The following is a 13,625-nucleotide window of genomic DNA, read 5'->3' as shown; positions in this document are numbered from 1 at the left end:
CCTGTTATGGGAGGAGTTATGCGTCTGGATCGTCTTACCAATAAATTCCAGCTTGCTCTCGCCGATGCCCAGTCTCTCGCACTGGGACACGACAATCAGTTTATTGAACCCCTTCACCTCATGAGCGCCCTGTTGAATCAGGAAGGCGGCTCTGTTCGCCCCTTGCTGACTTCCGCAGGCGTGAATGCCGGGAAGTTACGTACCGATCTTGATCAGGCGCTGAGCCGCCTGCCGCAGGTGGAAGGCACCGGCGGCGACGTTCAGCCGTCGCAGGATCTGGTGCGGGCGCTCAATCTCTGCGACAAGCTGGCGCAGAAGCGGGGCGACAACTTTATTTCTTCAGAGCTGTTTGTTCTGGCGGCGCTGGAGTCGCGTGGAACGCTGGCGGATTTGCTTAAAGCTGCGGGCGCCACGACAGCGAACGTCACACAAGCAATTGAAAATATGCGCGGAGGCGAAAGCGTGAACGATCAGGGTGCCGAAGATCAGCGGCAGGCACTGAAAAAATATACCGTCGATCTGACTGAGCGTGCCGAACAGGGCAAGCTGGATCCGGTAATAGGCCGTGATGAAGAGATTCGCCGTACGATTCAGGTTCTGCAGCGTCGAACTAAAAATAACCCGGTGCTGATTGGTGAACCTGGTGTCGGTAAAACCGCCATTGTCGAAGGGCTGGCCCAGCGTATCGTTAACGGCGAAGTGCCGGAAGGCCTGAAAGGGCGCCGCGTGCTGGCGCTGGATATGGGCTCACTGGTCGCAGGGGCGAAATACCGCGGTGAATTTGAAGAGCGTCTGAAAGGGGTTCTGAACGATCTCTCGAAACAGGAAGGTAACGTCATCCTGTTTATTGATGAGCTGCATACCATGGTCGGTGCGGGTAAAGCAGACGGCGCAATGGATGCCGGTAATATGCTTAAACCGGCACTGGCGCGCGGTGAATTGCATTGCGTAGGCGCGACGACGCTGGATGAGTATCGTCAGTACATTGAGAAGGACGCGGCGCTGGAACGCCGTTTCCAGAAAGTGTTTGTGGCGCAGCCGTCGGTGGAAGATACCATCGCTATTTTGCGTGGCCTGAAAGAACGGTATGAGCTGCACCATCATGTGCAGATAACCGACCCGGCGATTGTCGCGGCGGCGACGCTATCGCACCGTTATATCGCTGACCGTCAGTTGCCTGATAAAGCTATCGACCTTATCGACGAGGCCGCATCAAGCATTCGTATGCAGATTGACTCGAAACCGGAAGAACTCGACCGTCTCGACCGGCGTATCATTCAGCTTAAGCTTGAGCAGCAGGCGCTGATGAAAGAATCTGACGAGGCCAGTAAAAAACGTCTTGATATGTTGAATGACGAACTGACGGATAAAGAGCGTCAATACTCGGCGCTGGAAGAAGAGTGGAAAGCGGAAAAAGCTTCACTCTCTGGCACGCAGACAATAAAAGCTGAACTTGAACAGGCGAAAATCGCTATCGAGCAGGCGCGGCGCGTCGGTGACCTGGCGCGAATGTCTGAGCTTCAGTACGGCAAAATTCCGGAGCTTGAAAAACAACTCGCCGCTGCCACGCAGTCAGAAGGCAAAACGATGCGCTTGCTGCGTAATAAAGTTACCGACGCGGAGATCGCTGAGGTGCTGGCACGCTGGACCGGTATTCCGGTCTCTCGCATGATGGAAAGCGAACGCGACAAGCTGCTGCGTATGGAGCAGGATTTGCATCAGCGCGTGATTGGCCAGGATGAAGCGGTCGAGGCGGTATCAAATGCGATTCGCCGCAGCCGTGCGGGGTTGTCCGATCCGAACCGGCCGATTGGTTCGTTCCTTTTCCTCGGGCCGACCGGTGTGGGGAAAACCGAGCTGTGCAAAGCGCTGGCTAACTTTATGTTCGACAGCGACGATGCGATGGTGCGTATCGACATGTCCGAATTTATGGAAAAACATTCGGTGTCTCGTCTGGTCGGCGCGCCTCCGGGATATGTCGGTTATGAAGAGGGCGGTTATCTGACCGAAGCGGTTCGCCGTCGTCCCTACTCGGTGATTCTGCTTGATGAAGTCGAGAAAGCGCATCCGGATGTGTTCAACATTCTGTTGCAGGTGCTCGACGATGGACGCCTGACGGACGGGCAGGGGAGAACCGTCGATTTCCGCAATACAGTGGTTATCATGACATCTAACCTGGGCTCGGATTTGATTCAGGAACGTTTCGGTGCGCTCGATTACGCGAGTATGAAAGAGCTGGTGATGGGCGTGGTGGGGCAGAGCTTCCGTCCGGAATTCATTAACCGTATTGATGAAGTCGTGGTATTCCACCCGCTGGGGCAGCAGCATATTGCCTCTATTGCGCAGATCCAGCTGCAGCGGCTTTACCAGCGTCTGGAAGATCGCGGCTATGCGGTGCGTATCTCGGATGAGGCGTTGCAGCTGCTTGGCGAGAACGGCTACGACCCGGTATATGGCGCGCGGCCGCTGAAACGCGCTATTCAACAGCAAATAGAGAACCCGCTGGCGCAGCAAATCCTCTCCGGGGAGCTGGTGCAAGGCAAAACGATTGAGCTGGTGGTACGTGACGGTCGAATCGTTGCTGTGCAGTAACTCGCAAAAAAGAAAAAACGGGCCCTTCGGGGCTCGTTTTTGTTTACAAACCAGGCGATGATGGTGATTCTTCATTCGAATTGCCTGGAAAGTGAACGGTCAGAAACTTTTTTAAAATTTCCTCTTGTCAGATTCTGATTACTCCCTATAATGCGCCTCCACTGACACGGCACAACGGCAAACGAGCCGGCCCGTCAGGCAGACGAAAGCGAAAATAAACGCTTGACTCTGAAAGAGGAAGGCGTAATATACGCCACCTCGCGACAGCAGGCTGCAGGCCGCGTCGCACCGCTCTTTAACAATTTATCAGACAATCTGTGTGGGCACTCGGGGCACTGATATCTTAACGTCTTCGGACGATAAATGAATATCAAGTCTCAAGTGAACAACAGTTAATTCATTACGAACTAACAGTTTAATTCTTTGAGCATCAAACTTTAATTGAAGAGTTTGATCATGGCTCAGATTGAACGCTGGCGGCAGGCCTAACACATGCAAGTCGAGCGGTAGCACAGAGAGCTTGCTCTCGGGTGACGAGCGGCGGACGGGTGAGTAATGTCTGGGAAACTGCCTGATGGAGGGGGATAACTACTGGAAACGGTAGCTAATACCGCATAACGTCGCAAGACCAAAGTGGGGGACCTTCGGGCCTCATGCCATCAGATGTGCCCAGATGGGATTAGCTAGTAGGTGGGGTAAAGGCTCACCTAGGCGACGATCCCTAGCTGGTCTGAGAGGATGACCAGCCACACTGGAACTGAGACACGGTCCAGACTCCTACGGGAGGCAGCAGTGGGGAATATTGCACAATGGGCGCAAGCCTGATGCAGCCATGCCGCGTGTATGAAGAAGGCCTTCGGGTTGTAAAGTACTTTCAGCGAGGAGGAAGGGAGTGAGCTTAATACGCTCATTCATTGACGTTACTCGCAGAAGAAGCACCGGCTAACTCCGTGCCAGCAGCCGCGGTAATACGGAGGGTGCAAGCGTTAATCGGAATTACTGGGCGTAAAGCGCACGCAGGCGGTTTGTTAAGTCAGATGTGAAATCCCCGGGCTCAACCTGGGAACTGCATTTGAAACTGGCAAGCTTGAGTCTCGTAGAGGGGGGTAGAATTCCAGGTGTAGCGGTGAAATGCGTAGAGATCTGGAGGAATACCGGTGGCGAAGGCGGCCCCCTGGACGAAGACTGACGCTCAGGTGCGAAAGCGTGGGGAGCAAACAGGATTAGATACCCTGGTAGTCCACGCCGTAAACGATGTCGACTTGGAGGTTGTGCCCTTGAGGCGTGGCTTCCGGAGCTAACGCGTTAAGTCGACCGCCTGGGGAGTACGGCCGCAAGGTTAAAACTCAAATGAATTGACGGGGGCCCGCACAAGCGGTGGAGCATGTGGTTTAATTCGATGCAACGCGAAGAACCTTACCTGGTCTTGACATCCAGAGAATCCTGCAGAGATGCGGGAGTGCCTTCGGGAACTCTGAGACAGGTGCTGCATGGCTGTCGTCAGCTCGTGTTGTGAAATGTTGGGTTAAGTCCCGCAACGAGCGCAACCCTTATCCTTTGTTGCCAGCGGTTCGGCCGGGAACTCAAAGGAGACTGCCGGTGATAAACCGGAGGAAGGTGGGGATGACGTCAAGTCATCATGGCCCTTACGACCAGGGCTACACACGTGCTACAATGGCGCATACAAAGAGAAGCGACCTCGCGAGAGCAAGCGGACCTCATAAAGTGCGTCGTAGTCCGGATTGGAGTCTGCAACTCGACTCCATGAAGTCGGAATCGCTAGTAATCGTGGATCAGAATGCCACGGTGAATACGTTCCCGGGCCTTGTACACACCGCCCGTCACACCATGGGAGTGGGTTGCAAAAGAAGTAGGTAGCTTAACCTTCGGGAGGGCGCTTACCACTTTGTGATTCATGACTGGGGTGAAGTCGTAACAAGGTAACCGTAGGGGAACCTGCGGTTGGATCACCTCCTTACCTGTAAAGATACAACCTCGTAGTGCTCACACAGATTGTCTGATAGAAAGTAAAGAAGCAGGGTTGTCTGCGAAAGCGAAGTCCCTTTCGTCTAGAGGCCCAGGACACCGCCCTTTCACGGCGGTAACAGGGGTTCGAATCCCCTAAGGGACGCCACCTGCTGGTAATGAGTGAAAGGCGTTACCGATTAATATCTCAAAACTGACCTGCGGGTCATGTTTGAGATATTTGCTCTTTAACAATCCGGAACAAGCTGAAAATTGAAACAGACATGCTGTTGCATTCTTCCGTAATCAGGAATGCGCGGTGTGTCAGAGTCTCTCAAACTCGCAGCACGAAGACTTCTTCGGGTTGTGAGGTTAAGCGAACAAGCGTACACGGTGGATGCCCTGGCAGTCAGAGGCGATGAAGGACGTGCTAATCTGCGAAAAGCGCCGGTAAGGTGATATGAACCGTTATAGCCGGCGATGTCCGAATGGGGAAACCCAGTGCAATTCGTTGCACTATCTCAGCATGAATACATAGTGCTGTGAAGCGAACCGGGGGAACTGAAACATCTAAGTACCCCGAGGAAAAGAAATCAACCGAGATTCCCCCAGTAGCGGCGAGCGAACGGGGAACAGCCCAGAGCCTGAATCAGCTTGTGTGTCAGTGGAACGGTCTGGAAAGGCCGGCGATACAGGGTGACAGCCCCGTACACGAAGGCACACAGGTTGTGAGCTCGATGAGTAGGGCGGGACACGTGATATCCTGTCTGAAGATGGGGGGACCATCCTCCAAGGCTAAATACTCCTGACTGACCGATAGTGAACCAGTACCGTGAGGGAAAGGCGAAAAGAACCCCGGCGAGGGGAGTGAAACAGAACCTGAAACCGTGTACGTACAAGCAGTGGGAGCCTTCGTAAGAGGGTGACTGCGTACCTTTTGTATAATGGGTCAGCGACTTATATTCTGTAGCAAGGTTAACCGTATAGGGGAGCCGAAGGGAAACCGAGTCTTAATTGGGCGTTAAGTTGCAGGGTATAGACCCGAAACCCGGTGATCTAGCCATGGGCAGGTTGAAGGTTGGGTAACACTAACTGGAGGACCGAACCGACTAATGTTGAAAAATTAGCGGATGACCTGTGGCTGGGGGTGAAAGGCCAATCAAACCGGGAGATAGCTGGTTCTCCCCGAAAGCTATTTAGGTAGCGCCTCGTGAACTCATCTTCGGGGGTAGAGCACTGTTTCGGCTAGGGGGCCATCCCGGCTTACCAACCCGATGCAAACTGCGAATACCGAAGAATGTTATCACGGGAGACACACGGCGGGTGCTAACGTCCGTCGTGAAGAGGGAAACAACCCAGACCGCCAGCTAAGGTCCCAAAGTCATGGTTAAGTGGGAAACGATGTGGGAAGGCCCAGACAGCCAGGATGTTGGCTTAGAAGCAGCCATCATTTAAAGAAAGCGTAATAGCTCACTGGTCGAGTCGGCCTGCGCGGAAGATGTAACGGGGCTAAACCATGCACCGAAGCTGCGGCAGCGACACTTATGTGTTGTTGGGTAGGGGAGCGTTCTGTAAGCCTGTGAAGGTGTGCTGTGAGGCATGCTGGAGGTATCAGAAGTGCGAATGCTGACATAAGTAACGATAAAGCGGGTGAAAAGCCCGCTCGCCGGAAGACCAAGGGTTCCTGTCCAACGTTAATCGGGGCAGGGTGAGTCGACCCCTAAGGCGAGGCCGAAAGGCGTAGTCGATGGGAAACAGGTTAATATTCCTGTACTTGGTGTTACTGCGAAGGGGGGACGGAGAAGGCTATGTTAGCCGGGCGACGGTTGTCCCGGTTTAAGCGTGTAGGTGTGTGTTCCAGGTAAATCCGGTTCACTTTAACACTGAGGCGTGATGACGAGGCACTACGGTGCTGAAGTAACAAATGCCCTGCTTCCAGGAAAAGCCTCTAAGCATCAGGTAACACGAAATCGTACCCCAAACCGACACAGGTGGTCAGGTAGAGAATACCAAGGCGCTTGAGAGAACTCGGGTGAAGGAACTAGGCAAAATGGTGCCGTAACTTCGGGAGAAGGCACGCTGACATGTAGGTGAAGCCCCTGCGGGTGGAGCTGAAGTCAGTCGAAGATACCAGCTGGCTGCAACTGTTTATTAAAAACACAGCACTGTGCAAACACGAAAGTGGACGTATACGGTGTGACGCCTGCCCGGTGCCGGAAGGTTAATTGATGGGGTTATCGCAAGAGAAGCTCCTGATCGAAGCCCCGGTAAACGGCGGCCGTAACTATAACGGTCCTAAGGTAGCGAAATTCCTTGTCGGGTAAGTTCCGACCTGCACGAATGGCGTAATGATGGCCAGGCTGTCTCCACCCGAGACTCAGTGAAATTGAACTCGCTGTGAAGATGCAGTGTACCCGCGGCAAGACGGAAAGACCCCGTGAACCTTTACTACAGCTTGACACTGAACATTGAGCCTTGATGTGTAGGATAGGTGGGAGGCTTTGAAGCGTGGACGCCAGTCTGCGTGGAGCCAACCTTGAAATACCACCCTTTAATGTTTGATGTTCTAACCTGGCGCCGTGATCCGGCGTGGGGACAGTGTCTGGTGGGTAGTTTGACTGGGGCGGTCTCCTCCCAAAGTGTAACGGAGGAGCACGAAGGTCAGCTAATCCTGGTCGGACATCAGGAGGTTAGTGCAATGGCATAAGCTGGCTTGACTGCGAGAGTGACGGCTCGAGCAGGTGCGAAAGCAGGTCATAGTGATCCGGTGGTTCTGTATGGAAGGGCCATCGCTCAACGGATAAAAGGTACTCCGGGGATAACAGGCTGATACCGCCCAAGAGTTCATATCGACGGCGGTGTTTGGCACCTCGATGTCGGCTCATCACATCCTGGGGCTGAAGTAGGTCCCAAGGGTATGGCTGTTCGCCATTTAAAGTGGTACGCGAGCTGGGTTTAGAACGTCGTGAGACAGTTCGGTCCCTATCTGCCGTGGGCGCTGGAGAATTGAGGGGGGCTGCTCCCAGTACGAGAGGACCGGAGTGGACGCATCACTGGTGTTCGGGTTGTCATGCCAATGGCACTGCCCGGTAGCTAAATGCGGAAGAGATAAGTGCTGAAAGCATCTAAGCACGAAACTTGCCCCGAGATGAGTTCTCCCTGAGACTATAAGTCTCCTGAAGGAACGTTGAAGACGACGACGTTGATAGGCCGGGTGTGTAAGCGCAGCGATGCGTTGAGCTAACCGGTACTAATGAACCGTGAGGCTTAACCTTACAACGCCAAAGAAGTCTGGCGTGTTGAGAGACAATTCAGCTTGTGACGGATAAATCCTGTGGCCGGAAGGCGGCGGGAAACAGAATTTGCCTGGCGGCTGTAGCGCGGTGGTCCCACCTGACCCCATGCCGAACTCAGAAGTGAAACGCCGTAGCGCCGATGGTAGTGTGGGGTCTCCCCATGCGAGAGTAGGGAACTGCCAGGCATCAAATAAAGAACCCCTCAGCACTGCTGAGGGGGTTTTGCTTTTTGCGCCCGGGGCACGCACGGCCCGCGGGGCGTCATTACCTTCCGGCTCCTGTCATCACAGCCGCTTCATACGGCTTCCGTTGCTGTTGCTCAGGCACTAATTTACTGCCTGCCGCTTCAGGGTACACCAGCGCCGGTGCATCCGCTGCGCGTCGCTGTTTCTGCATGGCGTCCCGCAGCGACAGACAACCGCGCCTCCCTGTCTGAAGTAAACGCCATGCCTGCCACAATACATACCTGAAAAAAGCAAAAAATGCCCCGCCAGAACGACGGGGCAGATAAGAATTAGTGAATCACCTGGTACAGAAACGCGCGGGTGCGCTCTGATTCCGGATTGGAGAAAAAGTCCTGCGGCGGAGCCTGCTCGACGATCTCCCCGCGATCCATAAAAATCACCCTGTCTGCGACGGTACGGGCAAACCCCATTTCATGGGTCACGCACAGCATCGTCATGCCGGACTCCGCGAGACCAATCATTGTGTCCAGCACTTCTTTCACCATCTCCGCATCCAGCCTCTTACGGTTTGCCGGTGCGCATTAGACACGGCACTCTGTCATAGCGCGTTGAGGTTAAGAATCGGCACGCCGAAAGATGGCTGCGGGACATCATCGGCAACGGCAATCCCGTCGCATCTGCTGCTAATTTCGCGATGCCCTGCCCGGGACAGCAAGCTCCTTGCTATCCCTCTTTTCCTGGCTTGTCCAACCCCACACCAGGGCATATTCTGATTTCACCACTCTTCCTGAAGCACCGTGTCGACGGACTGTCGCTATGCTGTCAGGTTACTGTCAGGTTTGTGTCGTGGCGGTATTCGCACTCAGGACGCGATACTGTTTAACACATTCTTTATACAGAAGGTCTCAGTTATGAAGACGGACAATCAAATCCGCGCGCTTCGTCTTGCTCGCGCCTGGTCTCAGGAACAACTTGCTGAACTTGCGTCAGTCAGTGTACGAACTATCCAACGCATAGAGAAGGGCGAGCCGCCATCGCTCGAAACGCTCAGCGCACTGGCTGCCGTGTTTGAAACTCCTGTTGAAGCGCTAAGCGATGCGCCACTCACTGCCGCAGGCCCGCTGGATGATGCAATCACACTTGCGCGCCAGCGTATTAATGAGGAACGTCGTTTTTACCGCAGCCTGGCGACGGCGATGGTGGTCTGCGGCGCGCTATTCCTGCTCAATCGGCTTACAGCGCCCGAAAGTCACTGGTCACTTTGGGTGATACTGATCTGGGGTGGGTTATTACTGCTGAAAGGGTTGCGCGTTTTTTTGATGCGCGACTGGATCCAACAGTGGCAGCAGCGGCGCCTGCAAAAACTGTTACGTAAATAATCTTTTGGCTCCTCAGTCAGGCTGGCTGAGGAGCCGTATCGTTACGCCTTTTTACCTGGTAACACAGTGTTGAGTACCTGGCTGGCGGTATCCGCGAGCACTTTTCCGGTTGAGCGATCGCCTTTTGCCATCGATGACATAAAGCCTTTCGCCTGGGCAAAGGTAATGTGCGGCGGTAGTGGAGCGACTTCCGGATCGGTTTTAACTTCCAGCACGACCGGACGGTCAGCAGCCAGCGCCTCTTGCCAGGCGGTCTGCAACTGCTCCGGATCGTCGACATAAATCCCTTTAAGCCCTATCGACTCGGCAAACTTCGCATACGGTACGTCAGGGACATCCTGCGTCGCAGCGAAACGCGGATTGCCCTCCATAATGCGCTGTTCCCATGTAACCTGGTTGAGATCCTGATTATTAAAAACGCAGACAATAAGACGAGGATCGGACCAGCGCTGCCAGTATTTCTGGATAGTAATCAGCTCCGCCATGTTATTCATCTGCATCGCGCCATCGCCGACCAGCGCCACAACCGGTTTTCCTGAGAAGGCGAATTTCGCGGCAATAGCATACGGTACCGCCGCGCCCATACAGGCCAGTCCGCCTGAAAGTGACGCCCGCTGTCCTTGTTTTACGCGGAAATCCCGGGCGAACCAGTTAGCGCAGGAGCCAGAATCCGAGGTTACTATTGCGTTATCCGGCAGCAGCGGCGACATCTCCCATACCACGCGCTGGGGATTGACCGGGCTTGCTTTAGCCATCGCGCGCGCTTCTATTTTCTCCCACCACGCCTGGACGGAAACGGCTATCTTCTCCTGCCAGTGGCGATCTTCTTTACGCTTCAGCAGCGGTAATAGCGCCTGTAGCGTACTTACGGCATCGCCGTGCAGATTCACTTCTACCGGGTAGCGCAGGCCGAGCATTGAGGCATCAATATCAATCTGCACTGCCCGCGCCTGGCCTTCTTTCGGCAGAAATTCGGTCCACGGGAATCCAGTACCTATCATCAGTAACGTATCGCAGTCCTGCATCAGGTCCCACGATGGTTCGGTGCCCAACAGACCGATACAGCCGGTTACGAAGGGGGCATCATCGGGCAGCACGTCTTTACCCAGAAGCGCCTTGGCGACACCCGCACCGAGCAGATTCGCCGTCTGCACCACTTCGACAGCCGCTTCGCGCGCGCCCGCGCCAATCAGGATAGCCACTTTTTTGCCGTCATTGAGGATATCTGCAGCACGCTGAAGGTCATACTGATGCGGGATCACATGCGGACGCTGATAGCCAGGCCCCGAATGCGTAAAGCCATGCGCATGTTCCGGCTCCTGCCACGGCTCATCCTGAATATCTTTTGGCAGGATCAACACCGTCACCCCATTATTGGCTTTCGCTATTCGCACGCCGCGATCTACCAGATGACGTAATTGTGCAGGCGTCGCCGCCTCCTGGACAAAGCTTGCCACATCGCTGAAAACGCGATCGAGGTTAAGCTCCTGCTGGTACGTAGCCCCGCGAGCCGTCGCCTCCGCCTGGCCTGCAATAGCGATAACTGGCATATGGTCCATTTGCGCGTCATACAGGCCGGTCAACAGGTGCGTGGCACCCGGCCCACCGGTAGAAAGGCAAACGCCGGGTTCCCCCGTAAATTTAGCATGAGCGCAGGCCATAAAAGCCGCCATCTCTTCATGGCGAACCTGGATAAACTCAATGCCGTCGCCTGCCTTATCGGCGCGCTGCAGCGCGCCCAGCACGCCGTTAATTCCGTCGCCCGGATAGCCATAAATGCGGGTAACGCCCCACGCTTTAAGTCGCTCTACAAAAAAGTCGCTGGTTTTTTTCGTCATTATCGTGCCTCGCGTCAGGTGAGTATGCGCATAGCTCCTGAGCTGCGCTCGAAAGGTAACCTGTTGAAGGGTAGTTCACTTCGCGGCGGTAAGCGAAAAGCGGGAGTTCTCTGAAGCCTGCTATGGTTATACGAGTCGTAAAAGGAGGAGGCATTTTATGGTGGCCAGCAAAACGTTTAACTACGAGCAGGATTTCTCTCGCATCGATTTTCGCGCGCACCCGGAGCGCTATCAGGTAGGTCGTGGTGAACAGGGTGTACTGCTGGTTGAGCCTTACAAGAGCGAAATCCTTCCTTACTGGCGTTACAAAGATGAAGAAAGCGCCAAAACCTCGGCAGAAAAAATCTATCAGCTCTTTGAGGAATACCGCGAAAAGGACGATTTCGTAGGCATGGATATGGCGCGCAAATTCATTCAGATGGGTTATACGCGCGCCCGGCGCTATGCGAATTACAAGGGCGGTAAAAAGTACGATGAAGATCGTAATCTCAATACGCGCGGCAACGATCCGGTGAAAGCGGCAGCCGCGACGGTGTTTAAGGGATGGTGGGATCGCATCCGGGCCGATGAAGACTATTTACGCCGTAAAAAAGCGCACCAGGAAAAGTGGGGCTAGCGAAGCGTAAAATTCCCGTTCCCTCACGGAAATTTTGTTAACATAAAGTTAACATTGCGGCATTTCGTTGCCGTTTAGTGCCCTGAAAGCAGCGTGCGCCAGGGCAGGATCAGGAGAAAAAAATGACAGAAATTACGACGCGAGCGGACAAACCGTCACTGACCGCAAGCGATACCCGGCGTCGGGTCTGGGCCATTGTCGGTGCTTCGTCAGGCAACCTGGTGGAGTGGTTCGACTTCTATGTCTATTCGTTCTGCTCGCTCTATTTTGCGCATATCTTTTTCCCCACCGGTAACAGTACGACGCAGCTGCTGCAAACGGCGGGCATCTTTGCCGCCGGTTTTTTGATGCGTCCCATTGGCGGCTGGCTCTTTGGTTACATTGCCGATAAACACGGACGCAAAACCTCCATGCTGATTTCCGTCTGTATGATGTGTTTTGGCTCGCTGGTGATCGCCTGTCTGCCGGGCTACGCGGTCATCGGCACCTGGGCGCCGCTGCTGCTCTTACTGGCGCGTCTGTTTCAGGGGCTTTCTGTGGGCGGTGAATATGGCACCAGCGCGACCTATATGAGCGAAGTCGCGATTGAAGGTCGCAAAGGGTTTTACGCCTCGTTCCAGTATGTCACCCTGATTGGCGGTCAGTTGATGGCGCTGCTGGTTGTCGTGGTTCTTCAGCAGGTTTTATCCGATGCGGATTTGCGCGCCTGGGGCTGGCGCATTCCGTTCGCGCTCGGCGCGGTGCTGGCGGTGGTGGCACTCTGGCTTCGCCGCTCGCTGGAGGAAACCTCACAGCAGGAAACCCGCGCGCTCAAAGAAGCCGGCTCGATGAAGGGCCTGTGGCGTAACCGACGGGCATTTATGATGGTTCTCGGGTTTACCGCGGCCGGTTCACTGAGCTTCTACACGTTCACGACGTATATGCAGAAATATCTCGTCAACACGGCGGGAATGCATGCGAATACGGCGAGTATGGTGATGACCGCCGCGCTGCTGGTGTTCATGCTGTTACAGCCTTTTTTTGGCGCGCTCTCTGACCGTATTGGCCGCCGCAGCTCAATGCTATGCTTCAGCGCACTTGCAACGCTTTGCACTGTGCCCATCCTGATGGCGCTGCAAAATGTCAGCTCACCGCTGGCGGCGTTTGGGTTAGTGATGCTGGCGCTGCTTATCGTAAGCTTTTATACCTCCATCAGCGGTATCGTGAAGGCTGAAATGTTCCCGGCGCAGGTGCGCGCGCTGGGCGTCGGGCTCTCCTACGCCGTCGCCAATGCGCTCTTTGGCGGTTCGGCGGAATATGTCGCGTTATCCCTAAAAGCGCTCGGCTCGGAGACGGCATTTTTCTGGTATGTGTCAGCGATGGGAGCGGTCGCGTTTCTGGTCTCGCTTAAGTTGCATAGCAAAGGAAAAGGCATGCGGCTTTAGTGCTCTGCCATCTGCCAGACGGCATAACCGGCGCCTGCGCCCGCGACATCCCAGGCGAGATCCTTCCAGCTCCAGCCGCTCCCTGCAGGGCGGCTGTCCCACAGTTCTTTTGTCATCCCAAGTGAAACCGAAAACATCAGGCCGAATGCGGCGGCGCGGTCTGGCGAATGACCCTGACGCTGCGCATATTCATTCCCGGCGGCGGAGAGCAGCGCCGAGCCTAAAAAGTGCTGGGCTTTATCCTGACCAGACCAGCTATCCTGCGCCATATGGCTACAGCCGGCCAGGGTTAACAGGAAGGGGAGCAGCAGTACGCGCATAGTGTTCTCC

General features: G+C 54.9%; 6 protein-coding genes, 1 tRNA gene, 3 rRNA genes and 1 pseudogene. 8 read left to right on the top strand and 3 right to left on the bottom strand.

Translation table 11 applies throughout. The annotated features are described in order from the left end of the window. The first annotated feature begins 18 nt into the window (after positions 1 to 18). The 5 genes from clpB (at position 19) to rrf (ending at position 8,038) form a co-directional block, all read left to right on the top strand. Positions 19 to 2,592: an ATP-dependent chaperone ClpB gene (gene clpB / locus AFK62_RS15075; RefSeq protein ID WP_053532011.1), complete on the top strand. Its 2,574-nt coding sequence runs from the start codon at positions 19 to 21 to the stop codon at positions 2,590 to 2,592. A 438-nt stretch (positions 2,593 to 3,030) separates the two neighbouring features. After that, positions 3,031 to 4,570, top strand: a 16S ribosomal RNA gene (locus AFK62_RS15070). Between the two features lie 80 nt (positions 4,571 to 4,650). Then, positions 4,651 to 4,726 (top strand) — tRNA-Glu (locus AFK62_RS15065). A 201-nt stretch (positions 4,727 to 4,927) separates the two neighbouring features. Continuing rightward, positions 4,928 to 7,832, top strand: a 23S ribosomal RNA gene (locus AFK62_RS15060). A gap of 90 nt (positions 7,833 to 7,922) precedes the next feature. Continuing rightward, a 5S ribosomal RNA gene (rrf, locus tag AFK62_RS15055) occupies positions 7,923 to 8,038 on the top strand. The 16S, 23S and 5S rRNA genes sit together here with 1 tRNA gene alongside, the layout of an rRNA operon. Positions 8,039 to 8,367: 329 nt before the next feature. Here rrf and AFK62_RS15050 read toward each other — a convergent pair. Continuing rightward, positions 8,368 to 8,595, bottom strand: a pseudogene (locus AFK62_RS15050) (amino acid ABC transporter ATP-binding protein); the annotation flags it as partial. A 354-nt stretch (positions 8,596 to 8,949) separates the two neighbouring features. Here AFK62_RS15050 and AFK62_RS15045 point away from each other — a divergent pair. Further along, positions 8,950 to 9,417, top strand: coding sequence for a helix-turn-helix domain-containing protein (locus tag AFK62_RS15045; protein ID WP_007664272.1), 468 nt, complete (start codon positions 8,950 to 8,952; stop codon positions 9,415 to 9,417). Between the two features lie 41 nt (positions 9,418 to 9,458). Here the strand turns inward: AFK62_RS15045 and AFK62_RS15040 are convergent, their stop codons facing one another. Next, on the bottom strand, positions 9,459 to 11,255 hold the full coding sequence (locus AFK62_RS15040; protein WP_007664270.1) for a thiamine pyrophosphate-requiring protein: 1,797 nt from the start codon (positions 11,253 to 11,255) through the stop codon (positions 9,459 to 9,461). Between the two features lie 160 nt (positions 11,256 to 11,415). Between AFK62_RS15040 and AFK62_RS15035 the strand changes: the two genes are divergently transcribed. Both AFK62_RS15035 and AFK62_RS15030 read left to right on the top strand, forming a co-directional pair. Next, a complete protein-coding gene (locus AFK62_RS15035; protein WP_032983893.1) occupies positions 11,416 to 11,871 on the top strand; it encodes a DUF4385 domain-containing protein in 456 nt (151 codons plus the stop codon). Between the two features lie 122 nt (positions 11,872 to 11,993). Then, positions 11,994 to 13,295 (top strand): MFS transporter, encoded by a 1,302-nt coding sequence (locus AFK62_RS15030; RefSeq protein ID WP_007664267.1) that lies wholly within the window; start codon positions 11,994 to 11,996, stop codon positions 13,293 to 13,295. Here AFK62_RS15030 and AFK62_RS15025 read toward each other — a convergent pair. Next, positions 13,292 to 13,615, bottom strand: a complete 324-nt coding sequence (locus AFK62_RS15025) for a YfiM family lipoprotein (protein ID WP_007664265.1) — start codon at positions 13,613 to 13,615, stop codon at positions 13,292 to 13,294. The two genes, AFK62_RS15030 and AFK62_RS15025, sit on opposite strands and share 4 nt — an antisense overlap. Positions 13,616 to 13,625 lie beyond the last annotated feature (10 nt).

The sequence above is a fragment of the Cronobacter condimenti 1330 genome (assembly GCF_001277255.1).
GTDB lineage: Bacteria > Pseudomonadota > Gammaproteobacteria > Enterobacterales > Enterobacteriaceae > Cronobacter > Cronobacter condimenti.
The sequence above is the reverse complement of the archived record's forward strand: the minus strand, read 5'-3'. Positions and strand labels throughout refer to the sequence as shown.